The following is a 26,654-nucleotide window of genomic DNA, read 5'->3' on the forward strand; positions in this document are numbered from 1 at the left end:
GAAAAGCGTGTCTGAAAAACTATTAGAAGTGAAAAACTTAAAGACTTCTTTTTTCATAGAAGACGGCGAAGTAGAAGCGGTTCGCGGCGTTTCATTTAGCTTGAAAAAGGGTGAAGTCGTTGGGATTGTTGGCGAATCGGGAAGCGGAAAGAGCGTTATGGCGAAATCCGTTATGGCCCTCGTTACGTCGCCAGGGAAAGTGAAAGAAGGAGAGATTCTTTTTCAAAATGAAAACGTGCTTTCTAAATCGGAGAAAGAATTGCGTTCTATTAGAGGAAATCAAATTTCACTCATATCTCAAGATCCAATGTCGGCATTAAACCCAGTTGTGAAAATTGGTAAGCAAATGACGGAAGTAATTATTCGGCATCAAAAAGTGAAAAAGAAAGAAGCACAAAATATCGCGGTCAACTTACTAAAACAAGTCGGTCTTTCTTCACCGGAAGAAAGGGTAAAACAATATCCGCATGAACTAAGCGGCGGTATGAAGCAGCGGGTTATGATCGCAATGGCAATGTCTTGTAACCCAGACCTTCTCATTGCGGATGAACCGACGACTGCGCTTGATGTAACGATACAAGCACAAATACTAGATTTAATGAAAAACTTAAAAAACGAAACGAATATGTCATTACTTCTTATTACACATGATCTTGGAATTGTTGCGCAAAACTGTACACGCGTCATCGTTATGTACGGCGGGCTTATTATGGAAGAAGGACATGTACTTGATATTTTTCAATCGCCGAATCATCCATACACGAAAGGCTTATTAAACTCTCTGCCAAAAATATCGAACGGCGTAAAAGAAAGACTAGCGCCAATTCAAGGTGTAACGCCAAACTTACTACACCCGCCGAAAGGGTGCCCATTCGCAGAGCGTTGCCCGCATAAAATGGACATTTGTGAAAAAGAACGTCCACCATATTTTGAAATCGGAAACGGAAGACGCTCTATGTGCTGGTTAAACGATAGGGCGGTAGGTGATTCCCATGCATGAAGAAAACTTAATTGAAGTTCGGAACTTAAAAAAGTATTTTCCTATTAAAAAAGGACTATTCGGCAGAAAAACAGAGCAATTAAAAGCAGTCGATGACCTAAGCTTCACAATTAAAAAGGGTGAAACATTCGGACTAGTAGGGGAATCCGGCTGCGGAAAATCAACGACAGGAAGAAGTATCATTCGTTTACACGACGTGACTTCAGGTAACATCCTATTCGATGGAAAAGATATCGCGGACCTAAAGGAAAGTGAACTAAAAGAATACAGAAAACGAATGCAAATCATTTTCCAAGACCCATACGCATCATTAAACCCGACAATGAACGTATTCCAAATTATTAGCGAACCGATGAACATTCATGGCTCTTACACAGCCGAAGAAAGAAAAGAAATCATTCTAGACCTTCTCAAAAAAGTAGGACTAAAAGAAGAACACCTATATCGCTACCCGCACGAATTTAGCGGAGGCCAAAGACAGCGCATTAGCATCGCACGCGCACTATCTGTAAAACCGGACTTCATCCTATGTGACGAACCAATCTCAGCACTAGATGTCTCAGTCCAAGCACAAGTCGTAAACATGCTGCAAGATATTCAAGAAGAAACAGGGGTCACATACTTATTCATCGCCCATGACCTATCCATGGTAAGACACATATCAGATAGAATCGGAGTCATGTACTTAGGAAACATAGTAGAAATTGCCGACAGCGAAGACCTATACACAAAACCGGCACATCCATACACACAAGCACTACTCTCATCCATGCCAGAACCAGATCCAACAAACACAGGCAAAGAACGGATCATTCTGCAAGGGGAAGTACCAAGCCCACTCAACTCACCATCCGGCTGCAAATTCAGAACGCGCTGCAAATTCGCCACTGAAAAATGCGCGCAGGAAGTACCGAAGATGGTGGAGATTGCGAAGGGGCATCAAGTGGCTTGTCATTTGTTTTAGAGGAGAAAGCATTGGGGGGACCTGGTGGTATTTCAGTTGGTAATATGATAGCTGGTATGGCTTGTAGCGTTAAATAATTTATATAATAAACAATAAACATAAAAAAGAGCTAAGGTTCTCATACAGCCTTAGCTCTTTTTTATGTTTATTAAACAATTGATCATCTATTTTTCTTTACATAATCTCCAGATACAGTCCATATCAACTATAGATTCTTGTCTTATGCTAAATGTAATCAAAAAGCAAGTAGATAAAGATAATGACTAAAACATTAACTTTAGATACTTTTTTGATGAATATTACAAATAAACAGGAGGTAATGAAAAATGATTAAAACATTATTAGCGGGAGCACTTTTAAGTACAGGATTGGTAGCGGGAGGTGCAGTAGGTGCAGATGATGCGAAAATGGACAATTTAAAGTCAAATGAAAATAGTTCCAATCAAGTAATTACACAGAGTGCAGATGGAACAACGTCTTTCTCACAAAACTTTGATTTACCTAAAGATGCAGTGCCAGCAACTCCTAAAGGAGACGCAAAAACTGTTGAAAGAACAGAAGGTACAGGTTCTCAAGAAGGAAAAATGGTGCCAACAAAAGAAGGTACAGATTCTCAACCTGGATTTGAAATGGGAGCCCCTGAAAAATCAGAACATGCAAAAACTGTTGAAAGAACAGAGGGTACAGGTTCTCAAGAAGGAAAAATGGTACCAGCAAAAGAAGGTACAGATTCTCAATCTGGATTTGAAATGGGAGCCCCTGAAAAACCAGAACATGCAAAAACTGTTGAAAGAACAGAGGGCACAGACTCTCAAGAAGGAAAAATGGTACCAACAAAAGAAGGGAATTAAATAATATATAGTTATGACGAAGAGCATCCAAAAAGTGGTGCTCTTTTTATATTATAGGGATTAACTAGTTTTACTGAATATAGAACTGTAGGAGGAATTGAGGCTAGAACATGAGGGACTATCTCTTCAAATCATGGTGTTTGAAGCACTAGTTTTGGTGGTAACGTTACGTTACAACATAAACATTTTATTAGAGATTTTTTAAATTTACATACACTCTAGATAGACTACATATCAACTTCAGATACTTGTTTTATGATACAAGTAATCAAACAAAAGGAGGGCAATACAAAATGATTACAACAGTATTAACAGGGCACTCTTTTAAGTACAGGAGATTATTAACAGGTGGAGAAAATGTTGAAGATGTACAGACAGATAAACATATTCCATATGAACAAAATGAATTACAGCAAACTCTAGAAAAGTACGATTCGAAGAAATTTGAGTTATAAAAAGAAAATAGATAAATTGACAAGAGAAAAGCACTTTGTGTATATCACAGGTGCTTTTTATTTTCACTTTGATATAGGGCTTGAATTAAATTTTTACACTAAAATTTATACGGCAAAAAGGGGGGAGTTCATTGCACAAAGTTATTTATGGAATATTAATTTTAATTTATACTTTGTATTCATTTTTTGTAAGTGATGGAAGTGAAGTAAGGTTTATTATGGTGTTAACTATAGTACTTATCTTTTCTGTAGTTTTAGAAAAAGGAAATGCAAACAAAACGACTGATTGAAGGTCTTTTTGTTTGCATTTTTTAAATTGGCTATTACAGTCCAGATGTTTTAGGGATAGCACCAAATCACCATCAAGCTTAAAGAACGATTTATCCCCAAACAATAAAAATGAGCTTTTTATTACAAGTTAGCACCAAATTTCGTTTTTGGGACACTATTAAATTTTTAGTTGATGAAAACACCCGCCTAAAATAGAAAACTTTTAACCTATTATCATTTATTCCGTAGCTTTTAAGGTATTTAACACGACTTTGGTTGCGTCTGCAATAAGTTTATCATCGTATTTAGCATCTTCTTTATCATGATTAGAAAGTATAGCAAGAACAATCGGCTTTTTATTTGGTGGCCAAATAATTGCGATATCATTTCTTGTTCCGTAAGATCCCGCGCCTGTTTTATCAGCTACTTCCCATCCTTTTGGTACGCCCGCACGAATCAATTTATCTCCAGTTGTATTTCTCTTCATCCAATCTACTAATAGTTCGCGTTTTTCTATTGGAAGTGCAGTTCCTAATGTAAATGATTGAAGTGTCTTAGCTATCGCTTCTGGTGTACTGGTATCATGTGTTTCTCCTGGATGCACTTCATTTAATTCAGGTTCAAATCGTTCTGAAGTAGTAACAGTATCTCCCATTTCTCTCAAGATTTTTTCAAATTCAGAGGGCCCTCCTAACTGTTTAAGAATCAAATTATGTGCTGTGCTGTCACTATATCGAACTGAAGCATCTGCAAGTTCTTTTAACGTCATGCCTGTATCAACATGCTTTTCAGTAATTGGATTATAATTAGAAAGATCTTCATGAGTATACGTAATCCTTTGATCAAGAGCTTCTAATGAGTTCTTGCGTAAAAGAGCGCCCACAGCTAATGATTTAGATGTAGATGCAAATGCAAAACGATCATCTGAATGATAAGCAACAGTTTGATTTGTACCTGTGTCCAGTGCATAAATACCAAGCTTAGCATCATATTCTTTTTCAAGTTTAGCGAAAGATTGATTACCTGTATTTTCTTGTTTAATTTGATTAGCTTGATTCGTTTGTTTAGGTGGTTCAGATTGAGTGTTACTATTGGAACAACCTATAAGTGATACACATGAAAGTAATACTACAGGCACAATCTTTTTGTAATGTAAAATGTTAAAGAACTTGTTTAAAACGAACATAAATTTTCAACCTCTTTCAAGAATATATGGATTTTGTCTAGGTATTCTAAATACCAATGCAATTAAAGATGGCATAGGGTAACAATACTACTGCAGCTAAAATTTTACAGGTTAAAGGACATCCAAAACGTTTATATGATTGATAAGTCACGGTTTGGGCTGTTTCTTTTTTGTTTCCACTTGTAATTGTTCACCTGTGAAAGTATTAAACTTGTAATACTTAACCGTAGTATTACAATACATATTTTTTACTTTTGGGAATAATAAGTCCTTTCTTTTTTTTTGTAATACATAAAAATAGATGTCAAACGGGATATGTTGTATCCAATCTGGACAACTAATATTAGAAATACACTTATTAGACACTCTAAGTAATAAATTTGTTCCACTTTAAGATGAGGAAGAATTTGGGGTTTGTAAAATAACAATGGAACTACGTGTTTTTTCGTCATACAAAAACCTCTACATATAAGTAGAGGTTTTTAAATTGTATATTAATGAATTATGCTTTTTTAGATAAAGAAAATCGAGTTCAGGTAAACGAAGAACATAGAAGAAACGTTGTTTGATAAACTTAAAGATACTGTTGAAAATAACGTAGAAGCGATGGATCAGTTGTACGAAAAATTTATTCGCCAGATAGAAAATACTCCTATTATCGGGCAATATCATAACTACAAAAAAGGGAAAAATGAAGCGGTGTTAGATGAACCTAAAGGAATATTAAACACAATTTTACATCCAATAGATAGTGTTGAGGGAGAAGTTAAAATACCGTTACCTTTTATTGATGATTGGAAACTAGTTGTTGGCGGAGATGTAGCTTATGGTAGTATAGGTGGAGAGGCAAAAGTTGGATTAAAAAATGAATTAAGTGTTGGTCTTGGACCTGTTGGTTTAGGAATAAAATTTGGAGTAGAAAAGTAGAAAAGAGTTAGAATGTTATATTTATGAGGGGGAAGTTTTTTTGTTTTCATTGCAAGTGTTTAAAAAGATTTTAATTATTTTTGTTTTTATTGCTGTTCCTTCTAGTTTATTAGCCGTTTGGCTTGCAGCAGATGCTACTTTTAAAGAGAAAATGATATTATCTCTAATTTTTGGCATAGTGATGCCGCTAGCTTTTTTTATTTTTTATAAAATCACATCTTTATTTTTAAAGTAGTAATTAGTTTATTTAGGAGGAGTTTTGTATGGAAAATATAAATATACCAAAATTACCAATAGGAAGCGAATTATTACCAATTGGTTCTGTAGTTCTTGTAGAAGAAATTAATCAACTCCTTATGATTTATGGTAGAAAGCAACAACAAGATGATAATAAATTATGGGATTATGTTTCTTGTCCATATCCTCATGGTAATTTATCAAAAGAATATAATGTATTTTTTAATCATAATCAAATTGCTCATTTATTATTTAAGGGTTTTGAAACAGAGGGTGAATTAGAATTAAGAAGTAAATTATCTGAGTTTTAGTGGAAATGGAGAAAATATAATATGATTTTAGGAATTTCATATTTTGATATTTTTTGTATCATAATTATTGCTTTGTTTTTTTTCACTTTCTGGAGATTGAATGCTCGGTATAATAAGAAACATAATGTTCCTAAGGTTTTTCAATGGTTTCCTAGAAGATGGGGGAAAAGAAAAATTTCAGAGCATTTATCTCAACTAAATAAAAAGTTAGAAGCTGAAGGGAAAGGTATTTGGGTTACAATCTATGCTATAGATTTGTACATCGTAACTATCCCTTGTACAGTAAAAAAATATAAATCTTAATATATATGTTTGTAGAAGAGACCTTTTAATTTAAAATAAAAGATCTTTCTTTATAAATTTCCACTATTTTTTATGACAGTTGAAATAGTAATTTTAAGTAAATTAAATTTGAAATGTATCAAGAATATTATCTTTTTCTTCTTTATTGATTCCAATATATTTGAGTGTAATCTTTGGTGTGCTGTGGTTTAATATCTCTTGCAACATAGCAACATCTTTAGTTTGTTTATAGAACCAATAGCCGAAGGTTTTGCGCATAGTGTGAGTCCCAATAGATTCGATACCAGCAAAATCTTTGGCTTTTTGAAATTTTTGATAAGCCTAGATCTTATTAATGGGGTGATCTTCTTTTCGAGAAGGGAATAATATTTCACAGAAGGTGTAAAATGGGATGTTGATTTAGATGGTGATGGTGAAGATGATAGTATTAAGGATATGGTGAAAACGGGTGCGAAAAAAACTTGGTCAACAGTAGCAGGGTGGTTTAATTAACATGAAAAAAAATACAGATTTTCATAAAAAAGTTTTTGAATATTATATGGCTCTTTATGCTGTAAATGATATAAGGTCGACTATAATTACTCTTGTGATTGGGATAGCAGATATATTTGTGCTTTTACCTGCTTTTGCGAATCCTTTTCAACCAATATATATGTACATAATAGTTCCACCAGTTGCTTTTTTAAATGTATGGGCAATATGGATTGTTATAAATCCTAGGAAGCGGCAATTACAATACACTCTATTTCGTGGGGTATTTGGCATCGTATGTTCAGTAGGATTATTAGTTATAATCCAAAAGTTTGCATATGGAATGTTAGGATTACAAACTCCCATCTATTTTATTTTTTCGGTTGGTTTGTATATTTTTGCTTTGAATCATTATTATAAAAATCATATTAAAAAACTTCAGGAACCAATCAAAAAATCAAAATCATCGAAAAAAAACTCTGCTTTCGGAGTAGTGGCTTTTATAGGATTGGGTCAACTCATTGCTAATATCAGTCTTGGTTTTGCAACACAAAAGATGGTAGCAATTGTATTAATGTGTGTATACTCCATGCTTTCGTTTATTTTGTTTCATTTCATTATGGAACTCCATAGGTATTATTATTTAAGGAAGCATATAGAAGGTGGAGGTAGAACACATGAAACCTTTTAAAGAGTTTTATTGAATTTTAAGTATTGTGATTTATGGAAGGAAAAAAAACTTATGGTTAAAGAACCTGTGATGTATGACTATATTGGCTGTTTTTATCCAGAAGGAGGAAAGCTGATATGCAAGCATTGAATTATTTGGCTATTATTAGTCAAATATCCTGGAATATTTTGATTCTTAAAATGTTTATTATTATACCAATCCTCAAAAGCTGCCATTATCGCTTCTTGAGGATTAATATCCGATGTCACGAAAATAGGACTTTCTTCAAACATTGGTGGATCCTTAAGAGTCCTCCCAATACCTCTAGTTTTGATTGTACGATTTATAACATCAGCAATTTCAACTTCTTTAGTTGAAATTGCTTCAGGTACTTCCCTAAAGTTTATGCCATAACGTAAAAGCTTAGCATCTGGAATTTCTCCTTTTTGCATTGTTCTCATAACTTCTAATATTAGTTCAACTCTTTCATTTTTTTCAGCTTCCGATAATTTGCTTAAATCAATACTATTAATGTTTAACTCATAGTGTTTAGCTTTTGTCATCTGTAATGGAACAGTATTTTGAAATGATATTGATAAATCTTCATCTAGGAATTCATCAATTAAATTTTTCACCATGAATCCGATTTTGAAAATCATATTACTCTTTAATTTTGCTATAACATCAGGAACAATAACTTTATTAAATTGCTGAATAATCCACTGTCTAACTTTCGAATTGATATTAGAATATTTGAAATCTCTCAAAATATTGTCTATTATTTCCACTCTGAATGAACTTATAAACTTCGTTCTACACATCAACCACATTTTATCTCTCATATCAAAAATATCAATTACAGTTTCTTCATTTATTGGAGTTTTTCTAAAATCTCTCTCGAGATTAACGAATTTCCCACCTAGACATAACTGACAATCCAAGTCTTTACTTACATTATCCATATACTTCTCATCAGACTTTAGAAAGTTGTATCGCTTTATGTTAAATTCAGCAAATGTTTCTGCCATTGATAACACCGCTTTTTGAGATTCGATATCTATATTATCTAAACCTCGATATAAGTCTGAATCAGTAGTTAAATCTTTAATACGAATTAATCTAAATAATTTTGTAAAAAGCCATTCTAAAGTTTCTTCAAATTCTTCTGAACTTCCGAAAATAATCTCTTCTGGAGCTTTATCAAATACATTTGTATAATCAAAAAGCACCGTTTCCGTAATGAAATTAACACTTTTAGGAACCACTCCTTTTTCGATACGACTTATCGATGCTTTGTCAGACATTCTTTCCATAGGAAAACCTATATTCATCCGTAATATTTTGCAACGCTCTGCAATTTTTGGAATCAAGTATGCTTCTAAATCAATCATATTTATACCAACTTTCTTTAGGTGTTAATCCACAAATCAGTAAGCTTGATATCATCACTAGCTGGACGAAGTGATTTCTCTTTATCAATCTTTAAATCTGGATCTATTCCTAGTTGATTAATTATACTTGAAATAAATATTTTTTAACATTGGATGTTATTAATGGTTTATATTGAGCGATTTTGTCCTGTGCAGTTAGGGAGACTTATCATCTGACACCATGGTCCAATGTTTACCATCATAGTACAATGAATTTAATAATAAGAATAAATGATATTTTGGGAGGTAATTCTATGACAATGACACGTCCATTAGTAATCAATGAAGTTGTAAATAATCAGGAGATTTGTGAAGTGTTTTTATGTGCACCGCAGGGGGGAATGCGTAAATCGAATCGTACGAATACGTTAACGCTTATTTCGGATAAGACGAAGCTTTATGATGACAAGGTTGTAGATGATATTTATCATTACACAGGTATGGGCCAGAGTGGTGATCAGAAGATGAGTGGGAAAATGAACTAATGGCACAAATTGAGAGCTATAAAGAAGATGGTCTAATTATTCAAGAGAAAAAAACGGAGCTACGTTTATATAGAGATAAAATAATTTATAATGAAAATATGAAAATTAGTCCATTAGATTATTTAGGCTTTGTCGTGGAAAAAAATATCATCCGAATATGCGAGAGAAGTTTGTTCAAATATTACTCCCGCGTATATAAAAAGCTCAAACAAGTAAGCGAATAGCTTATGCTACAAGCCGACCAGGTCCTAAAAGGGAGCTATATGATTTGTATACGTATCTTGGTCACAAATATATGGGATACGGTAATTTTAATGCATATACTAAAAAAGTGCATAAGCAAATGAGTAAATTACCTTGTCGGTCACATATTAAAAAACAAACGAAGCGGCATTGGCGGAAAATACATAGGCAACTAAAAGGGGAATTTTAAAAGGAGAGAAGGAAATGACTTTCGGCAAAACAATTAAAATGTTTTTAATAGACGGAGATCCAAGTGGACGATTAACATGTGAGTTATCAAATTGGACGGGATTGGCATACAGAATTCCTCGTACAGAGGTTAAAAAGTGTGCGGATCGTCCGAATTTAAATTCAACAGGTGTGTATATGTTATTCGGTCGTAATGAGGATGATAAAGAGGCGGTTTACATAGGTGAAGCAGAAGAAGTTTATAAACGCTTGCAAGATCATTTACGCGAAAAGGACTTTTGGAATGAGGTCATTGTATTTATCAGTAAAGACGAGAATTTAAATAAAGCTCATATTAAATATATTGAAAATAAGCTGTATGAAAAAGCGAAAGCGACTAATCGCTCTTTCGTAATGAACGGTAACATTCCTCCAATACCATCAATATCAGAACCAGATCGCGCGGAAATGGACGAATATATAAGTAATCTTATGATGATGGTGAATACGCTAGGACATAAGCTATTCGAAGAGATTAAAGATAGTACAGAAATCAATGAGAATGACATTTTCTATATTGAAGCTGCTCGTGGTGCAAAAGCAAAAGGGGTTCAGACACAAGAAGGTTTTGTTGTATTAAAGGGATCTAAAATTGCTACTGATTATGTAAATTCTTATGGAGAGCGTTCAATTGCCAAGCGAAATGAGCTAATACAGTCAGAAAAAATAGCTGTCATTAATAATGAATTTATTGTGATGGAAGATCTGTTGTTTTCGAGTCCTTCGGCAGCAGCTGATATTGTCATGGGGCGAAGTGCAAATGGATTGACGGAGTGGAAGGATAGTAATAGGAGGAGTTTGAAAGATTTGGTTTAATCGACTATGAGAAGCGTCATTATAGGTTGGAGTGAATGATGAAAAAAATCAAACGTTTTTTATACTATAAAGAAATGAATTCTAGTGACTTTGCTTTTTGTTTTTTACTAATCCTAGCACCTATATTTATAATAATAAGTCCTTTACAGACGACAGTTATAATCATAATTACGACATTAATACTTTATGGAGTCTGTCTACTTGCAAATCGATTGTTTTTGGAAATTAGTCCGGAACGTTACGACAGTTTGCCTAAGGATTATAAATATTATGTAGCATTAATTATTTTTACGCTCATTGGGTGTTGCATCTTTATGTTAGCTGTAGTGAATAATTTAAATGAAATGAGTGAGTATTCTTAATTTGAAGTAGTGATGTTTGCAGTAACTTTACTAGCGTATCTTTATTCTATTCTAATAATTATGAAGACAATCATTACATCTATGTATTATTGGGTACTAAAAATGTTTTTTATTAATGAGGATTTAACTGAAGAACCTTTTATTTCAAGGGATATTTTATCTCAGTATATTACTCTCAATGATCAAATTAAATTCTTTAATACAGTGATTGTAAATTTGATTTTTTACTTTGGTTTGATTGGATATATGTTTTTATGGATTGTGACACTTATAAAAAGTGATGAAGCGATAATAAAAGCTCTTGTAGACTTTGCTGAAAAATAAAGTATTGCAAGTTTTGGAAATACTGTTGGATTAATTTCTTTAATAATCACAATCTACACGGTAACATATTCAATCCAGGGCAAGATTTATGAAAAAGCTGTAGTGGCATATAAAGAAAAAATTGATGATTAAGTTGAAAGACGGTTATCAATTATTTTCCGACAAATTTAACATCCAGAAGGACGATTTGATTCAGTTCGTAATAGAAGAGACGATGAGTATAGTTTTTTCGTTGCGATTTTAGTAGGTTTAAAAGCAGTACACTTTGCTAATAATTTTCTTGGTTACTCGTTAGTGGTTCGATCAATTAATACCTCTACTCCCGGAAAAAGATGCTCATATAAATCTAAAAATAAATTTGTGGATCAAGAATTCTTCCCAGCAACACGGATATAAATCGTTGCTTTTTCTTTACCACTTAAAATTTCCTTTATACGATTCCATTCTATTCGCGCAACTTCGTATGTATGTATGTATGTATGTATGTAAAAATAAAACCTTTCAACATATTTCTAAATGCATTTATATGGTTATTTTAAAATACAGCATGCTATTACTTATACAGATTTATCTTAGAGGTTACAAGATTAAGTTCAGACCTCCCAAGCTACCTAACAAAATAAATTGTCTAAATTTTTGCGGTCACTTCGTTTTCAAACACATGCTTAGTCATATTATCTTCATTTTTTTGTTTTAAATTAAATTTAAATTATGACAACACTTAAATACTAACTCAATGACAATTTCAGAATGGTATTGGAACATTTAAATTTCAACATACCATTTTCCTAATATAATACTTTCATGGTATATTATAGTGTAATAAATTCAAGTGGGTAATTTAAACTATTTTAGAGTGAAATTATTAATATCACCTAAATTATACTTTATATATTTTCTGTTATTTAAAAGTAATAAAATGGAGGGATTTATTATGAGTAATGATGCTAACATTAAACGTAAAGCAAGATATAATGAGGAGAGACAAATGCGGCATGAGGCAGCACAAGAATATGAACAGCCCAGTGTAGAACTTGTAGTGAAGTTAATTAATCAAAAAAGTACAAATCAAATTGCTAATTTCACAAGATATGATGAAGAATGGTTCGAAAAATATGACATAAATGAAAAAGTCAATGAATGGGTAAAAGGTGCATCAGATTATTTAGTAAATATAAATGTATTAGGAAACGATCAAGTCCATAATTCTTATGTAGAAATTAAATATAAAACACAAACTTTCCGAAAAACAAATGGTGGGGGGATTACACATTCTGGGTCAGTTATACCTAATTACGGATGTGAAAGCTACTATCTGGATGTTGTTCCTGTATGGAAAAATATTTGTGATTTTATTAATAGAAATGATATTCCGGCTAACAGTTTTTGGGTAGCATTTGTTAATGAAGATATTAGTGATGTACGTTTAATTACTGCAGCTAAAATATCTGCAATTCTCAAAAATGGATGGAAGGGTCAATTAATTGGTGAATATGGTGAAGGGTATGGCCGAATAGCTTATTTAATACCGGAAGACGCTACAATTAGATTGGCAGATTTAACACTTAATGATGTTTTACATAATACAACGCTATTAAGAGCAAGACCATAAATAAGAGTAAATTTAGAGAGAAAAACTTTTCTATTTTTAATTTTATATAAAGGAGATTAAATGAATGCCTAGGATATTTGATAATATTGATCAAAAGCTGGTTGAAGCCTTATCTACAACGTTAGAAACCTCTTATAAAGCCGATTTTTGTATAGGGTATTTTAATTTAAGAGGATGGAAGCAAATAGATAAATATATTGAGAATATGCAAGGTACTGCTAATAATCAATGTAGACTATTAATAGGGATGCAAAAATTACCTGAAGAAGAATTAATGGAATTATTTTCAGATAGTACAGATAGCTATCTTGATCGAAAAACAACGTTAGAAATTAAAAATAGACTGATGGATAACTTTAAGAAACAATTAATTATTGGTGCTCCCTCAAACAGTGATGAAGCTGGCTTGAAAAAATTGGTTAGTCAACTAAAAGAAGGAAAAGTACGTGTGAAATTATATTTACGTACAAGTTTACATGCTAAGTTATACTTAATGTATAGAAAAGATCCTATTAGTCCAACTGTAGGATATTTAGGAAGTAGTAATCTAACGTTTTCAGGACTTAGAGGCCAAGGCGAGTTGAATGTAGATGTTTTAGACTACGATGCTTGTAATAAGTTATCAAAATGGTTTTCAGATCGTTGGGAAGATAGATATTCTTTAGATATTACTGAAGATTTAATTAAGATTCTAAGCGAAAGTTGGGCGCGTGAAGAGGAAATTATGCCCTATAACATTTATATGAAAATGATTTATCATTTGTCAGAAGAGGCGCAGCAAGGTGTTAGAGATGTATCGATTCCAGATGTAATTCAAAATGAATTATTAGAATTTCAAGAAACCGCATTAAAAATTGCAGTTCAGCACATTCAAAAAAGAAATGGTGTAGTGATAGGTGACGTAGTCGGGCTTGGTAAGACAATATTAGCGACTTCAATTGCGAGATTGTATCAGGAAAATTACTTTGTTGAAACCTTAATTCTCTGTCCAGCGAAGTTAGTGCCTATGTGGGAAGATTATTGTAAACGCTACTATTTAAATGCAAAAGTTATATCTTTCGGAACAGTAATTGAAGATTTAGATAAATTAAAAACTAGATATGGACTGGTTATTCTTGATGAAAGCCATAATTTACGTAATAAAGATGGCAAGCGTTATAAAGCTGTTCAAAATTATATAAATAGAAGTGAATCGAAAGTGGTCTTATTGACAGCAACTCCTTATAATAAGACTTACTACGATTTATCTAATCAATTACGCTTATTTATTCCTGAAAGCTATCAGTTCAGTATAAGGCCAGAAAGGTTAATTGAAGAAATGGGTGAAACAGAATTTTTAAGACAATATCAATGTTCTTTTAACTCATTAGAAGCTTTCGAACATAGCCCATATGCAGAAGATTGGCAGGAATTAATGCGGTTATACATGGTAAGAAGAACGAGAAGTTTTATTCTAGAGAATTATTCTAAAATGGATAATGGTGATAGTAGAAAACATATTAAGTTTAAAAATGGTAATAAGGCTTATTTTCCTCAAAGAACCCCAAAGACGCTTACCTATGAATCAACTGGACAATCATCTTACAGTAAACTTTATTCGGTAGATGTTTTAGACAAAATCAACTCATTAAAATTACCAAGATACCTTTTAGCAGATTATATTAGTATTCAGAAGAAAGAGGGATTAACTAGTGTTGAATCTCAATTGGTTGAGAATTTAGGATCTGCGAGATATCTAATTGGCTTTTACAGAACGAATGTTTTTAAAAGATTGGAGAGTAGTGGGCAGGCATTTCTAATATCTATTTATAGACATTTGTATAGAGATGGTGTTCTTTTATATGCATTAAAAAATCAATTACCAGTACCAATTGGCGCTCAAAGTTCGGAATTGCTTGAAATAGAAGAAGATTTTCTTTTAGAAGATGAAGTTTATGCCATAGAGGAAAAAGCACAATGTCAGAAAACACTTGCAGATATTGAAGTACAATCACGAAAAATTTATGAAAAAATCAAATATAAATATAGCAATAAATTTAAATGGATTTCGCCAGCTGTTTTTAGTGAAAATTTAGTAGGACATTTAGAATCAGATAGCGAAATTCTATTGCAGATAGCCTCGAATGTAGATTATCGATGGAGCGCAGAAAAAGATGAGAAATTTTTAAAACTCTTAGAGTTATTGACAGTGCAACATTCAAAACAAAAAGTGTTGATATTTTCACAGTTTGCAGATACAGTAGAATACTTGTTCGAAAATCTGAAAAATCATGGTGTAACCGATTTAGAGCGAGTAACAGGTTCTCGTGAAAATTCAACAGAAATAGTGTGGAAATTTAGTCCTAAGAGTAATCATCAAAAGGTAGATAAAGAGATTAGAATATTAATTGCGACAGATGCTTTAAGTGAAGGTCAAAATCTACAAGATTCATCAATTGTAATTAATTATGATCTGCCGTGGGCAATTATTAGGTTGATCCAAAGAGCTGGGCGTGTAGATAGAATTGGCCAACAAGCTGCAGAAATATTATGCTATAGCTTTATGCCAGTAGAAGGTATAGAAAATATTATTAATTTAAGAAATAGATTATTAAATCGTTTATCAGAAAACGCAGAAGTAGTTGGAACTGATGAAACATTCTTTGAAGACCAGGGGGATATTGAAGTTTTACGTGATCTATATAATGAAAAATCGACTGTATTAGAAGAACAAGACTTTTTTAATGAAGTTGATTTATCATCATATGCATATGAGATATGGAAACGAGAGTCGGAACAATATCCAGATTTAGAGAAAATCATTAGAGAATTACCTCACGTAGTCTATTCAAGTAAGAAGAATCAGGATTTTACTGCTGATAATTCAGTAATTGTTTATTTACGAAATAAAGTAGGTAATGATGCGTTAATATGGATGAATGAATATGGGGAGAAAATTAGGGCATCTCAATATGGAATTATTAAAGCTATCGAATGTCAGAGGGAAACTCCTTTTGATAAAAAGGGCGCGAATCATCATGAAATAGTTGCTAAAGCTTTAAAAGATTTTAAATCCGAACAGAAAAATATTGGTGGTCAATTAGGAAAAGCAACAGGGGCTCGATTTAGGGTTTATGAAATCTTAAAAAATTATACTATAGAGATCAGAAATTCAATATTCGCGGATGAACTAGATAATTTAAATGATATACTAAATTTAATATATAAGTATCCTCTAACGAGATATGCAGCGGACATTTTAAATGCAAAATTACGTTCAAGTGTTGATGTTAGAGAGTTAATAGACACATTATATTCAATTCAACTTGAAAATAGACTATGTCATGTTTCAGAAGATCGACAGCAGTTGGAACCAGTAATATTGTGTTCTATGGGACTAAACTAAAAGGAGATAATATGAAGTATCCAGTAAATGAAATAAGAAATAACATAAATAGTTTTGATTTTAAGCGATTATTTATTGAAGATTTAGGTTGGAACAATTGTAACCTTCAAGATATTAAGGTAGAAGTGAACGAAGGAGTATTTTGGCTACATCCGATAGCTGAAATTGCAGGAATGCCTGCTTTGACAATTGTTGATGAAAATAACATAGCTATCTCAAACTTTTCTGTACGTAAGAAAATTGAACGTGAATTATCAAAAAGCTATCGTGAACATATTATTATTTATATCGATGCTGCAAAAACGCGGCAAATATGGCAATGGGTTCGAAGAGTCAAAGATGAACCATTAAGTATTAAAGAATATAATTTTTATGAAGGCCAGACAGGAGAGGCAATCATTCAAAAATTAAGATCTATCTATTTTGGCTTTGAAGATTTTGAACATGGAAATGTCAACATCATGGAAGTTGCTACTCGAGCAAGTTCAGCATTCGACCTAGAAAAAGTAACGAAGAAATTTTTTGATCAGTTTAATAAAGAACGTAAGCAATTTATCAAATATATTGATGGAATAGATGATAAACATTTAAGAGAGTGGTATGTATCGGTAATATTAAATCGGTTAATGTTTACTTATTTTATTCAAAAGAAGGGCTTTTTAAATAGTGATGTTAATTATTTAAGAAATAATCTGAATAGAATTGGTGAAAAATATACATCAGGAGATCGTTTTTTCTCAGAATTTTTAAGTGTTTTATTCTTTAAAGGTTTTGCACTAGTTCCTGGAAAACGATCTTCTCATACTGTGGATGTTATCGGAGAAATTCCATATTTAAACGGTGGTTTATTTGTAAGACACCATATTGAAGAAGTTTATCCAGATATAGTTATCCAAGATGAAGCATTTGAAAAGATTTTTGATTTCTTTGAGAAATATAATTGGCATTTAGATGATAGGCCCAATAAAAAGGATAATGAAATTAACCCAGATGTCTTAGGGTATTTATTCGAAAAATACATTAATCAAAAACAAATGGGCGCATATTATACAAAAGAAGATATTACTAACTACATTAGTAAAAATTCAATTATTCCATATTTATTTGGGAATTTGTTGAAGAATAAAGATAAAAAAGTTAATGTTAGCAGGCTTTTACAAGATATCTTATCAAGGGACCCAGATCGATATATTTATGGTTCAACAAAAAAAGGAATTGAATCACAGGCTGATTTTAATTTATTAAACGTGATGGTGAACGGAGATATAGGATTGCCTACAGAGACATGGAATGATTTTAATCTTCGTATTGCTAATTACCGTGAAATATTTAAGAAAATGAAGAATGGTGAAATCTTTGAAATAGAAGATTTGGTTACGAGTAATTTAGACGTAAGGCAAATCATGCAGGATTTCATAGAAGAATGTGAAGATCCAGATATTATAGTTGAACTATATAAAGAAGTTAGAGAAATCAAAGTATTAGATCCTACTTGTGGGTCAGGAGCCTTTTTATTCGAAGCTTTGAATATCTTAGAAGCTATTTATCATAGTTTAATTATTCGAATGACAGCATGGTTAAATGAACCTAATGTTTTAGCTCATCACTATGAAAAAGTAAATAAAGAGTTGAGTAAAATACAAAGACATAATAATCAAGACTATTTCATTTTAAAAACCATCATGATTAATAATTTGTATGGTGTAGATATTATGGAAGAAGCTGTAGAAATTTGTAAATTACGTTTGTTTTTAAAACTTATTTCACAAATCAATTCAATTGAAGAATTAGAACCATTACCTGATATTGATTTTAATATTAGATCTGGAAATACTTTGGTCGGCTTTGAAAGTATAGAGAGAGCGCGTGAAATAGTTGAAAGTACACTGGATTATGATGGGTTTACTACTACTTTAAATGTAAAGATTGATTTAATTAAAAATTTATTTGCAAAATATAAAGATGAACAAATAGATAATGGCAGTACAACTTATAACATAAAGCAAGAATTAAATACAGAGTTGTTCTCATTAAAGAGAGAGCTAAATAGGTATTTGAAAAATGTTCATGCGGAGCAAGCCGACTATACAGAGTGGGTAGAGAAAAATTTACCATTCCATTGGTTTGTTGATTTCTACGCTATTATGGAACAAGGTGGGTTTGATGTTTTAATAGGTAATCCACCTTATGTGGAATATGGAAAAATAAAATCTGAGTATGAGCTGTATGATTATAAAACGATTAAGACAAACAATCTTTATGCTTATGTTTTAGAAAGATGTAATTATCTTTTAAAGGAAAACGGTATGATGGGAATGATTATTCCACACTCAGCTTTCTGTACAGATAGAATGGCCCCACTTATGGAGCTATACAAAGATGATAAAATGCTATGGATTTCAACATATTCGATAAGGCCTTCTAAGCTTTTTGTTGGTGTAGATCAACGTTTAGCAATTATGCTATATCAGCCATGTGAAAACACAAATAAGGTCTTTACAACTAAATATCATCATTGGATGGAGCCATATAGACCATTCCTATTTGAAAACTTAATGTATGTAGAACATAACCAGGGAATTGCATATAAAAATTCTATTCCTAAATTGAGTAATAAAATAGAAGCTGACATTTGGTATAAAATTAATGCTAAGAAGCCTTTAGCTAACGATTTAGGTATTAAAAGTGATGTTTCTACGATTTATTATCATAATGCACCGAGATATTGGCTAAGAGCAATGAACTTCATTCCATATTTTTGGAACGAAAAAGAAGGTCATAAAATTTCTTCACATGTAAAACCTCTGTATGTGAAAAGTAAAGAGGATGGTGATGTTGTTTCGGCGGCCATCAATAGTTCATTGTTTTTCTGGTGGTTCATTTTATTATCTAACTGTAGAGATTTGTCTACTAGAGAAATAAAGAACTTTCCATTAGGATTAAGCACGATGAGCGAGGAGATGAGATCACGCTTTGTTGATTTAAACCATGATTTAATGGAAGATTATCAAAAAAATGCACAACGAAAAGAAGCTAATTATGCTACAGGTAAAGTCGTATACGATGAATTCTACCCAAGATATTCAAAACATATTATTGACCGTGTAGATACTATGTTGGCTGAATACTATGGATTAACGGAGCTCGAATTGCAATATATTATTAACTTCGAAATTAAAGTAAGATTAGGTGCAGATGATGATTAATAGTATTAAGTAATTATTAAATATAAAAGTAAAATGCCTCCCGGTTGATATGGGGGGCATTTTTATAGTTTACTCAGAAAGCCAATTGTTTTGATACATCTTAATCAGTCTTTCTTCGGCATCATTAGCTTTTATTTGACAAATAGTCATAAAGGCTCCAAATGAATTTAAAATATCAGGTTTAAAAACTTTTTTTGGAACATTCGTTGAAAACCAGTGAACATCACGATAATGATAAAATGGGTTATTTGCATTTACATCAAATTGGTATTCGCTCTTAATTTCGTCAAAATGAACTGTTTTATTGATTTTGCTAGGTAGAACTATCCAATATCCAATTTGCATTGAGTTGGCCATTGGATATAATTGTGAAGCCCAATTATAAGCAGTTCTTTTTTTTGTAATCCGTATTTTTCAATCAAATACGGATACAACTCCTCTTTATTTTTAAATGATATTAAGTTAATATTCAAGGAATCCCAAGTTAGATGAATTCGATACCTACATGAGCACGGAAACTTCCATGCAATTCAAAATATCACGCGTGCCGAAATGGCGGCAGTAGCGGTGAACTATAAATAGATTTCTGTAGAGCAAGGTGTAGCCAACACGTAACACGTGTGTAAGCCGTTGTGATGATGAACCACATATTTGAAAGTGGTCCGTTAAATGGTGTGACAAAACCGAGCTTCACAGATGTGAAAGCAACATACTGGGCATTCAAAGAAATTGAGGAAGCAGCAAAATCACATTCATACGTAATCGACGAAGATGATAATGAGCAACTTTCAAAATAAGACTTAGAAAGGCAGGCTAGGGGAAACCCTTAGCCTGTTTTTTTCAATGATAATTCTTTTCCGAATCTTTCCCCTACAATTTTTTATAACTCGTAGTCAAAAATGTAGTCAAAATAATCTATTCCCCCGCAAGCCTTGATATAATAACATTCTGAGAAGGTTGGTTCGACTCCCGTAAGTAGTACGTTTAGTACACAAGGGTTGAATATGGAGTGGACAACTTCTATTCAAGCAATTACAGAAGAGAGGGCACGTCAAGATGCCAATTCAATTGAAGAAGGTGAAATGTGTGGTAAGCTACCTGAAAAATCTACTGGTGAAAAAATTTGGGACGGCATTGTAGATGGTACGGGACAAGCAGTTAGCGATACAATAGACGGAATAAAAGCTTTAGGAGATTGGGAAACGTGGGAAAACATGGGGAACGCTGCTTTGCACCCTATTGATACCCTTAGTACGATGTATAATGTATTATCGGATTCATTTATTAATGATGTAATAAATGGAGACGCAGAAAGTCGGGCAAAGTGGGGAAGTTATGCTTTAACTCAAATTGGGATAGGTCTCATTGGTGATAAAGGATTAAGTAAAGTATCGAAGGTAGCAACTACTGCAAATCTAACAAAATTCTCAGAAGGTATTTCGTCTGTTTCGAATCATTTACCATTGAAAGAACGATTTGCATTCGCAGGTACTAGTGGCTTTGGTAGCAATCAGATAAAAACTTTTGAAGCTTTACAAGAAGCCCGTGATACATTTATGTTTTCTGAAACTGGTGGAAGAAGTAGAGTTAAAGGTGTACAAGAAGTAATAAAAGATTATGCGGATAAAGTTCTTGATAGAGTTGAAGTGAAAATACGTATAGGCTTTTAAAGAGGATTTGTTGCATTTCAAGTATATAATCGCATTCTTCTTATGGAAGCCATTCACAAGGCTTATAGCAATAAAAGATGTATAGGTGGAAGATTATATTCTGGTAAAACATCTGAAGGAATGGAAATTAGGTTTGTTCTTATTAATGATAAGATTATAACTGTTTATTCAATGTATTAAAGAATGTGAGGTACTCAAAAATGAAAGTAACTACTTAGCCCATAGTTAAAAATGCAAGACAATATAGAGGTAATTGCTAAGAAGCACTACCCCTAAGTTCCAGATGAAATTAAATGATTGAATATTTACATTTAAATAACCGACTATTTATGCTTTAATATTTATATGTACATAATTGGGATAATTAGGAATTTATATTTAATATCTTTTAAGAAAGGGGAGTGTTTTTTATATGGAAACTCCAGAAAATCAATTTAAACGTGCACTTAATCCTTGGTTCTCCATTTGGACAAAACCACGTGATACAATGAAAGAAATTTTTATATCCAAACCTAAGAATGTGTTTTTACTCATTTTATTAGGCTCATTCGTACAGACTTTAGATCGAGCATCTTCTAAAAATATGGCGGATTCAATAAGTAGTCCATTTTCAATAATCTCAATAGTTATATTCGGTACCTTCGTTGCTTTCTTAATTTATTATTTTTTGCTACCAGCGTTATTCAATTGGGTGGCAAAAAAACTTGGTGGACAAGGTACCTTTGAAAAAACACGTTACTCAGTTGCCTATTCTTATATCCCTTACGTTTACTCTCTTATATTAGTTTGGGTGCCTTCATTTTTCTTGTTTGGGATAGAAAACTTTACGAGTGAGACACCGGAAATGGATAGTAGCATAACTTTAACGATTTTGTTTCTTATTTTTGCCATAATTGATATAGTTATTGGAATTTGGACAATCATTATTTCCTTAAAATGTTTAGGAGAAGCACACCAATTTTCAGCATGGAAAGCATTATTAACAATAATAGTGTCCTTTATGATTATCATTCTTCCTTTGGTAATAATAGTATTTCTTATAGTAGGGGTTACAACCCTTTAATAATTTATTTGCTTCTTATTTATCCAAACGTTTTCTACGCGCTGTTAGTAATTGTTACAGGCTGAACAACCACATGATTCGGATGTTCCACTTGGCGAAGCGTATGACCTTTATGATCAAATTGATCGCCCGTTTTACGGCCTGTTTTTCTTATTATCAGTGTTAACAGGAATTTGTGAAGGCAAACTTGAAAATCAAAATATTAAACCATTAAAACCTTAGGGTAGCTGAGTAGTTACAAATGAAATATATATAAAGTGACAAAAAATGAAGACCTAGATTCTTTAAAAATAGAATTACCAAAAGAACTAGAAATTGTAGCAACATTTTTAGAAAACGATATCCAAGGGATTCCAGTTAAATGGTGGTTACAAAAAATTGATGAAGTATTAAATAATTTAAAAGAATATAATGAATTTCAAGGTACATTATGTGCAATTCAAGTAAAAAAGGATGAAACTATACTTGTAGATTTATATTCTATCCATGATCCTAATATATGTAAGATTGAAACAACTGAACTTAGAAATTTAATTGAAGTTTGGGGACAAGAACAAATAATGTATAAAAATAATAACTAAAAAATTAACTTTTATAAAAACATTTAAATTAAAATTCTTCTTAAGCGTGAGCCCAATAGCTCACGCCTTTTATTTTGATTGACTATAACATTTATTTTTAAAATTTATAATCATACTATTTGTTACGAACAAACTTTCAAAGAATCCATTGGTGTTACAGCTAATTGAAGGTGCTTTTATCTTTTGCGCGGGAAGGAGTGGGGTGGCTTGTGTGGGATTGTTCTGGTTGCCCGTTCAAAAAGTATTTAAAAGTAAAAAAAGGTCGTCAAACTCACCACAATCGGTATCTTAAGAATTAAAAGAAAAAGCAAAACATGGGGTTTGCTCGGAAGAAAGATTATAAATCTAGACCGAGTGAAAATTGAAAAATAACACCCCTCAAAGAGAAAAAATTCTCTTTGAGGGGTGTTATATAAAGAAGTCATCCTGTTCAAGATGATCTTCTATACTTTATTATTTTGAACTAGTACCATTCTTCAAGCTATCTCCACTACCAAGCTCCGCCTCAATCTGCGAAGTCTTCGATGACTCATCCATACGCCAATACGTAATAAAGCTTATCGCGATACATCCAGCTACGTAGAAGTAGAATAGTGATTCCATACCGATACTTTTTAGCCATAATGCGATGAACTCGGCTGTTCCGCCAAATATCGCAACGGTTAGTGCATATGGTAAACCTACGCCTAGTGCACGAATTTCAGTTGGGAACAGTTCGGCTTTTACAATTGCGTTAATGGAAGTGTAACCAGTAACGATAATGAGACCGACCATCATGAGTAAAAATGCTACGATTGGTTCTGTCGTTTTTTCCATAAAGAAGAAGATTGGTGCTGTTAGTAACGTTCCGAGAATACCGAAAGCCATTAATAGTGGGCGGCGTCCAATTTTATCGGATAATAGCCCCGCAATTGGTTGAAGTACGACGAAAATAAGTAGTGCGACAAAGTTAATCCAGCTTACAACTTCTTTCGGAAGACCGACTGTGTTTACCATGAATTTTTGTAAATATGTTGTGTACGTATAGAATGCAACAGTGCCTCCTAGTGTTAGGCCGACTACTGTTAATACTGCTTTCGGGTGTTTCATAAGAGCGCGAACGGTTCCTGCGCTTTCGCGGTTTTTCGATTCCATATTTGAGAACTGCTCTGATTCATCCATTGTACGTCGAAGCCACAATACAGCTACTGCTCCCATCGCACCAATAATGAATGGAATACGCCATCCCCAAGCTTTCATATCTGGTTCGCTTAGTAATTGCTGAAGAACAATTTGAACACCTAACGCAACCATCTGTCCAGCAACGAGTGTTACATATTGAAAACTTGAATAAAAACCACGGCGTCCACTACTAGCCATCTCAGATAAATATGTTGCGGAAGTTCCATACTCTCCGCCAAGTGATAACCCTTGAAGTAAACGAGCAAGAACTAAAATAATTGGCGCCATAATACCGATGCTTTCGTAACTAGGTGTACAGGCGATAATTAAAGAACCACCGGCCATAACCGTAATGGAAAGCGTTAATGCTGCCCGGCGGCCGTGCCGATCTGCATAGCGTCCCATTAATAAACTTCCGATAGGGCGCATTAAAAATCCAACTGCGAAAATAGCTGCTGTGTTCAATAACTGACTCGTTGGATCTCCTTTAGGAAAGAACTCTGCTGAAAAATAAACAGCAAAAGCAGAGTAAACGTACCAGTCGTACCATTCAATTAAATTGCCGACGGAACCTTTAAAGATATTGCCGGCGACTCGGTTAGATTTTGCTTGAGCCATAATAATTCCTCCTCTTGCTTAGAAATAAAAGTTATATATGAAAGCGTGTTCAATGTAGTTGAATTGTACTGTCTTCGGGGTGGAATCTCAATATTATGACAATTTTATTCTTTTTGTACTTTATGTACATGGAGAGTTTTAATAGTTGCTTCATTATTAGTTTTGTCATAATAATAGAAAAAGGAGATTGATAGTTTTGAATATTTTATCAAAGGATATGGAGTATGAAGAAATCACGCAAAGTGTCATTACAAACGAAAATAGTAAGCTTAATTATTACGTTAATTTTATTTGTCGTTCTCCTGTTAGCGGGAATATTTGTTTACATTCAGTCCGTTGATACGAAGCGCCAAGTAGAGCAGCTAGCACTGCAAACGGCTAAATCTTTGTCTTTTATGCCAGCTATAAAAGATGCTTTTCAATATAACGAGCATAAAAGTACCATTCAATCTATTGCGGAACAAGTTCGCGAGCAAGCTGGTGCAGATTATGTAATTATAGAAGATCGCTATGGGGTTATGTATTCCCATTCTAATTCGGAGTTAATTGGCACAAAGAGTAACAATCCATATAACTATGAAGCACTCACTTTTGGTGGCTATTATACGCTTGAAGGAAATGGTGAAAGTGGTCCTGCTTTAATGGCGAAGGCGCCCATTATTGTTCATAACGGAGACTACGATCAAGTTGTAGGTGTTGTGACAGTAGAGTTTTTAATAAAAGGGATTGAATCTAACATACTGAGCAGAACGAAAGAAATTATACTCTTTTCCTTAGCTGTATTATTAGCAGGCATTGTTGGTGGCATTCTTTTAGCACGTAGTATACGTAAAGATACACTCGGTTTAGAGCCGAATGAAATTGCAGCGCTATACCGGGAACGAAGCGCAATACTACTATCTATAAAAGAAGGAATTATCGCTATCGATCAAAACGGTTTTATTACGATGATGAACACCTCGGCAGAAGAGATGCTACATGTAAATGATGATTATATGCAGCAACACATTTCAAAAGTTTTACCGGAATTTAATATGGAGAGAGTGTTAGAAAGCGATCAAGAAATCGCGTTTCAAGATAAAGTGTTTATTTTAAACATGACACCGATACTCGAAAATAACAGTACGGTAGGCGTTGTATGTAGTTTTAGAGATAAAACAGAACTGCAAAACTTAGTGAATACGATATCTGAAGTAAGAAAGTATTCAGAGGACTTACGTGCTCAAACACATGAATTTACAAATAAACTTTTCGTCTTATCCGGATTACTTCAGTTAGGACATTACAAAGAAGCGATTGAGTTTATCCAACAAGAATCTAACATTCATCAAAGCCAAAATCATATTTTATTCCATCAAATTCATGATGCAAAAGTACAGGCTATTTTATTAGGAAAAATCGGAACAGCGTCTGAGAAGAAAATTGATTTTCATATTGAAGGCGATAGTGCGCTTCATCCGTTACCAGACCATATAAAAGTTTCGCACCTTATTACGATTCTTGGAAACATAATCGACAATGCGTTTGATGCGGTGAGTGAACGAGGGGAGAAGAATGTTTCTTTCTTTGTTACGGATATTGGGCACGACATTGTGTTTGAAGTGATAGATAGTGGAACAGGGATACCGGCAGAAAAAATTACGACCATTTTTCAAAAAGGATTTTCAACGAAAGGAAATGATCGTGGTTACGGACTAGCAAACGTGAAAGAAATGGTAGATGTACTAGGGGGAACAATTGAGATTCAAAACGAGAAAAATGGGGGAGCTATTTTTACAATTTACCTTCCGAAAACATTGAGAGAAAGTACATGACAAACAGGGGG

General features: G+C 33.1%; 25 protein-coding genes and 4 pseudogenes. 24 read left to right on the forward strand and 5 right to left on the reverse strand.

Annotated features, from left to right (window positions below):
* The first annotated feature begins 7 nt into the window (after nt 1-7).
* From NSQ08_RS03105 to NSQ08_RS03125, 5 genes are all read left to right on the forward strand, one after another.
* Complete coding sequence (locus tag NSQ08_RS03105; protein ID WP_002169052.1) at nt 8-1,000, forward strand: ABC transporter ATP-binding protein; 993 nt, start codon at nt 8-10, stop codon at nt 998-1,000.
* On the forward strand, nt 993-1,964 hold the full coding sequence (locus tag NSQ08_RS03110; protein ID WP_061689456.1) for an ABC transporter ATP-binding protein: 972 nt from the start codon (nt 993-995) through the stop codon (nt 1,962-1,964). The genes NSQ08_RS03105 and NSQ08_RS03110 overlap by 8 nt, the downstream gene beginning before the upstream one ends.
* A gap of 326 nt (nt 1,965-2,290) precedes the next feature.
* Complete coding sequence (locus NSQ08_RS03115; protein WP_193652648.1) at nt 2,291-2,815, forward strand: hypothetical protein; 525 nt, start codon at nt 2,291-2,293, stop codon at nt 2,813-2,815.
* 293 nt (nt 2,816-3,108) lie between these two features.
* The gene (locus tag NSQ08_RS03120) at nt 3,109-3,270 is read left to right on the forward strand and encodes a hypothetical protein (RefSeq protein WP_002150223.1); all 162 of its coding nucleotides are present in this window, start codon (nt 3,109-3,111) and stop codon (nt 3,268-3,270) included.
* Between the two features lie 131 nt (nt 3,271-3,401).
* Nucleotides 3,402-3,560, forward strand: coding sequence for a hypothetical protein (locus NSQ08_RS03125; RefSeq protein ID WP_002087303.1), 159 nt, complete (start codon nt 3,402-3,404; stop codon nt 3,558-3,560).
* 218 nt (nt 3,561-3,778) lie between these two features.
* On the opposite strand, the gene blaIII is transcribed toward NSQ08_RS03125, so the two are convergent.
* Complete coding sequence (gene blaIII / locus NSQ08_RS03130) at nt 3,779-4,726, reverse strand: class A beta-lactamase BlaIII (protein ID WP_002016516.1); 948 nt, start codon at nt 4,724-4,726, stop codon at nt 3,779-3,781.
* Between the two features lie 540 nt (nt 4,727-5,266).
* Here blaIII and NSQ08_RS03135 point away from each other — a divergent pair.
* The 4 genes and pseudogenes from NSQ08_RS03135 to NSQ08_RS03150 form a co-directional block, all read left to right on the forward strand.
* Nucleotides 5,267-5,494, forward strand: a pseudogene (locus NSQ08_RS03135) (hypothetical protein); the annotation flags it as partial.
* A gap of 199 nt (nt 5,495-5,693) precedes the next feature.
* Nucleotides 5,694-5,888 (forward strand): hypothetical protein, encoded by a 195-nt coding sequence (locus NSQ08_RS03140; RefSeq protein WP_340771428.1) that lies wholly within the window; start codon nt 5,694-5,696, stop codon nt 5,886-5,888.
* Between the two features lie 28 nt (nt 5,889-5,916).
* Entirely contained in the window at nt 5,917-6,201 is a 285-nt protein-coding gene (locus NSQ08_RS03145) for a DUF4176 domain-containing protein (protein ID WP_002125622.1), read from the forward strand.
* Nucleotides 6,202-6,222: 21 nt separating this feature from the next.
* Entirely contained in the window at nt 6,223-6,504 is a 282-nt protein-coding gene (locus tag NSQ08_RS03150; protein WP_002125625.1) for a hypothetical protein, read from the forward strand.
* A gap of 102 nt (nt 6,505-6,606) precedes the next feature.
* Here the strand turns inward: NSQ08_RS03150 and NSQ08_RS03155 are convergent.
* A pseudogene (locus NSQ08_RS03155) lies at nt 6,607-6,870 on the reverse strand (tyrosine-type recombinase/integrase); the annotation flags it as partial.
* A gap of 127 nt (nt 6,871-6,997) precedes the next feature.
* Between NSQ08_RS03155 and NSQ08_RS03160 the strand changes: the two are divergent.
* Complete coding sequence (locus tag NSQ08_RS03160) at nt 6,998-7,666, forward strand: hypothetical protein (protein ID WP_340771435.1); 669 nt, start codon at nt 6,998-7,000, stop codon at nt 7,664-7,666.
* Nucleotides 7,667-7,679: 13 nt separating this feature from the next.
* Nucleotides 7,680-7,771, forward strand: a pseudogene (locus NSQ08_RS03165) (DUF4176 domain-containing protein); the annotation flags it as partial.
* Here NSQ08_RS03165 and NSQ08_RS03170 read toward each other — a convergent pair.
* Complete coding sequence (locus tag NSQ08_RS03170) at nt 7,759-9,036, reverse strand: hypothetical protein (RefSeq protein WP_340771437.1); 1,278 nt, start codon at nt 9,034-9,036, stop codon at nt 7,759-7,761. The pseudogene NSQ08_RS03165 and the gene NSQ08_RS03170 overlap by 13 nt on opposite strands.
* 293 nt (nt 9,037-9,329) lie before the next feature.
* Between NSQ08_RS03170 and NSQ08_RS03175 the strand changes: the two genes are divergently transcribed.
* The 7 genes from NSQ08_RS03175 (at nt 9,330) to NSQ08_RS03205 (ending at nt 19,736) form a co-directional block, all read left to right on the forward strand.
* Nucleotides 9,330-9,560, forward strand: a complete 231-nt coding sequence (locus NSQ08_RS03175) for a hypothetical protein (protein WP_340771441.1) — start codon at nt 9,330-9,332, stop codon at nt 9,558-9,560.
* The gene (locus tag NSQ08_RS03180) at nt 9,560-9,784 is read left to right on the forward strand and encodes a hypothetical protein (RefSeq protein ID WP_340771444.1); all 225 of its coding nucleotides are present in this window, start codon (nt 9,560-9,562) and stop codon (nt 9,782-9,784) included. Before NSQ08_RS03175 ends, NSQ08_RS03180 begins: the two co-directional genes overlap by 1 nt.
* 223 nt (nt 9,785-10,007) lie before the next feature.
* The gene (locus tag NSQ08_RS03185) at nt 10,008-10,847 is read left to right on the forward strand and encodes a GIY-YIG nuclease family protein (RefSeq protein ID WP_113770662.1); all 840 of its coding nucleotides are present in this window, start codon (nt 10,008-10,010) and stop codon (nt 10,845-10,847) included.
* Nucleotides 10,848-11,311: 464 nt separating this feature from the next.
* A complete protein-coding gene (locus NSQ08_RS03190) occupies nt 11,312-11,533 on the forward strand; it encodes a hypothetical protein (RefSeq protein WP_340771451.1) in 222 nt (73 codons plus the stop codon).
* Nucleotides 11,534-12,467: 934 nt separating this feature from the next.
* A complete protein-coding gene (locus NSQ08_RS03195; protein ID WP_340771453.1) occupies nt 12,468-13,145 on the forward strand; it encodes a hypothetical protein in 678 nt (225 codons plus the stop codon).
* Between the two features lie 64 nt (nt 13,146-13,209).
* Nucleotides 13,210-16,530: a helicase-related protein gene (locus tag NSQ08_RS03200; protein ID WP_340771455.1), complete on the forward strand. Its 3,321-nt coding sequence runs from the start codon at nt 13,210-13,212 to the stop codon at nt 16,528-16,530.
* A gap of 11 nt (nt 16,531-16,541) precedes the next feature.
* Nucleotides 16,542-19,736, forward strand: coding sequence for an Eco57I restriction-modification methylase domain-containing protein (locus NSQ08_RS03205; RefSeq protein ID WP_340771458.1), 3,195 nt, complete (start codon nt 16,542-16,544; stop codon nt 19,734-19,736).
* Between the two features lie 69 nt (nt 19,737-19,805).
* On the opposite strand, the gene NSQ08_RS03210 is transcribed toward NSQ08_RS03205, so the two are convergent.
* Nucleotides 19,806-20,081 (reverse strand): hypothetical protein, encoded by a 276-nt coding sequence (locus NSQ08_RS03210; RefSeq protein ID WP_340771461.1) that lies wholly within the window; start codon nt 20,079-20,081, stop codon nt 19,806-19,808.
* Between the two features lie 290 nt (nt 20,082-20,371).
* On the opposite strand from NSQ08_RS03210, the gene NSQ08_RS03215 reads away from it, so the two are divergent.
* From NSQ08_RS03215 to NSQ08_RS03235, 5 genes and pseudogenes are all read left to right on the forward strand, one after another.
* Nucleotides 20,372-20,533 (forward strand): hypothetical protein, encoded by a 162-nt coding sequence (locus NSQ08_RS03215; protein WP_340771463.1) that lies wholly within the window; start codon nt 20,372-20,374, stop codon nt 20,531-20,533.
* Between the two features lie 162 nt (nt 20,534-20,695).
* Nucleotides 20,696-21,388 (forward strand): annotated as a pseudogene (locus tag NSQ08_RS03220) (cytoplasmic protein); the annotation flags it as partial.
* 430 nt (nt 21,389-21,818) lie between these two features.
* Nucleotides 21,819-22,469, forward strand: coding sequence for a Yip1 family protein (locus tag NSQ08_RS03225; RefSeq protein ID WP_002010942.1), 651 nt, complete (start codon nt 21,819-21,821; stop codon nt 22,467-22,469).
* Nucleotides 22,470-22,520: 51 nt separating this feature from the next.
* Nucleotides 22,521-22,691 carry a hypothetical protein gene (locus NSQ08_RS03230; RefSeq protein ID WP_002010943.1) on the forward strand — a complete coding sequence of 57 codons (171 nt, stop codon included), beginning with the start codon at nt 22,521-22,523 and terminating at the stop codon, nt 22,689-22,691.
* Between the two features lie 35 nt (nt 22,692-22,726).
* Nucleotides 22,727-23,050, forward strand: coding sequence for a hypothetical protein (locus NSQ08_RS03235; RefSeq protein ID WP_340771466.1), 324 nt, complete (start codon nt 22,727-22,729; stop codon nt 23,048-23,050).
* 453 nt (nt 23,051-23,503) lie between these two features.
* Here NSQ08_RS03235 and NSQ08_RS03240 read toward each other — a convergent pair whose 3' ends face one another.
* Nucleotides 23,504-24,829 (reverse strand): MFS transporter, encoded by a 1,326-nt coding sequence (locus NSQ08_RS03240; RefSeq protein WP_328009645.1) that lies wholly within the window; start codon nt 24,827-24,829, stop codon nt 23,504-23,506.
* Nucleotides 24,830-25,053: 224 nt separating this feature from the next.
* On the opposite strand from NSQ08_RS03240, the gene NSQ08_RS03245 reads away from it, so the two are divergent.
* Nucleotides 25,054-26,643, forward strand: coding sequence for a sensor histidine kinase (locus tag NSQ08_RS03245; protein ID WP_340771477.1), 1,590 nt, complete (start codon nt 25,054-25,056; stop codon nt 26,641-26,643).
* Nucleotides 26,644-26,654: the final 11 nt, after the last annotated feature.

Origin of the sequence: Bacillus sp. FSL E2-8887 (assembly GCF_038007205.1) — a bacterium.
Classification (GTDB): Bacteria; Bacillota; Bacilli; order Bacillales; family Bacillaceae_G; genus Bacillus_A; species Bacillus_A mycoides.

What these genes read in the sequence shown, in the direction of transcription:
- NSQ08_RS03190 (WP_340771451.1), top strand. Translation starts at nt 11,312, where the DNA reads ATGTTTTTTATTAATGAGGATTTAACTGAAGAACCTTTTATTTCAAGG.
- NSQ08_RS03210 (WP_340771461.1), bottom strand. Translation starts at nt 20,081, where the DNA reads ATGCAAATTGGATATTGGATAGTTCTACCTAGCAAAATCAATAAAACA.
- NSQ08_RS03240 (WP_328009645.1), bottom strand. Translation starts at nt 24,829, where the DNA reads ATGGCTCAAGCAAAATCTAACCGAGTCGCCGGCAATATCTTTAAAGGT.
- NSQ08_RS03180 (WP_340771444.1), top strand. Translation starts at nt 9,560, where the DNA reads ATGGCACAAATTGAGAGCTATAAAGAAGATGGTCTAATTATTCAAGAG.
- NSQ08_RS03195 (WP_340771453.1), top strand. Translation starts at nt 12,468, where the DNA reads ATGAGTAATGATGCTAACATTAAACGTAAAGCAAGATATAATGAGGAG.
- blaIII (WP_002016516.1), bottom strand. Translation starts at nt 4,726, where the DNA reads ATGTTCGTTTTAAACAAGTTCTTTAACATTTTACATTACAAAAAGATT.
- NSQ08_RS03185 (WP_113770662.1), top strand. Translation starts at nt 10,008, where the DNA reads ATGACTTTCGGCAAAACAATTAAAATGTTTTTAATAGACGGAGATCCA.
- NSQ08_RS03160 (WP_340771435.1), top strand. Translation starts at nt 6,998, where the DNA reads ATGAAAAAAAATACAGATTTTCATAAAAAAGTTTTTGAATATTATATG.
- NSQ08_RS03145 (WP_002125622.1), top strand. Translation starts at nt 5,917, where the DNA reads ATGGAAAATATAAATATACCAAAATTACCAATAGGAAGCGAATTATTA.
- NSQ08_RS03115 (WP_193652648.1), top strand. Translation starts at nt 2,291, where the DNA reads ATGATTAAAACATTATTAGCGGGAGCACTTTTAAGTACAGGATTGGTA.
- NSQ08_RS03120 (WP_002150223.1), top strand. Translation starts at nt 3,109, where the DNA reads ATGATTACAACAGTATTAACAGGGCACTCTTTTAAGTACAGGAGATTA.
- NSQ08_RS03200 (WP_340771455.1), top strand. Translation starts at nt 13,210, where the DNA reads ATGCCTAGGATATTTGATAATATTGATCAAAAGCTGGTTGAAGCCTTA.
- NSQ08_RS03110 (WP_061689456.1), top strand. Translation starts at nt 993, where the DNA reads ATGCATGAAGAAAACTTAATTGAAGTTCGGAACTTAAAAAAGTATTTT.
- NSQ08_RS03225 (WP_002010942.1), top strand. Translation starts at nt 21,819, where the DNA reads ATGGAAACTCCAGAAAATCAATTTAAACGTGCACTTAATCCTTGGTTC.
- NSQ08_RS03205 (WP_340771458.1), top strand. Translation starts at nt 16,542, where the DNA reads ATGAAGTATCCAGTAAATGAAATAAGAAATAACATAAATAGTTTTGAT.
- NSQ08_RS03245 (WP_340771477.1), top strand. Translation starts at nt 25,054, where the DNA reads ATGAAGAAATCACGCAAAGTGTCATTACAAACGAAAATAGTAAGCTTA.
- NSQ08_RS03150 (WP_002125625.1), top strand. Translation starts at nt 6,223, where the DNA reads ATGATTTTAGGAATTTCATATTTTGATATTTTTTGTATCATAATTATT.
- NSQ08_RS03215 (WP_340771463.1), top strand. Translation starts at nt 20,372, where the DNA reads ATGATGAACCACATATTTGAAAGTGGTCCGTTAAATGGTGTGACAAAA.
- NSQ08_RS03175 (WP_340771441.1), top strand. Translation starts at nt 9,330, where the DNA reads ATGACAATGACACGTCCATTAGTAATCAATGAAGTTGTAAATAATCAG.
- NSQ08_RS03170 (WP_340771437.1), bottom strand. Translation starts at nt 9,036, where the DNA reads ATGATTGATTTAGAAGCATACTTGATTCCAAAAATTGCAGAGCGTTGC.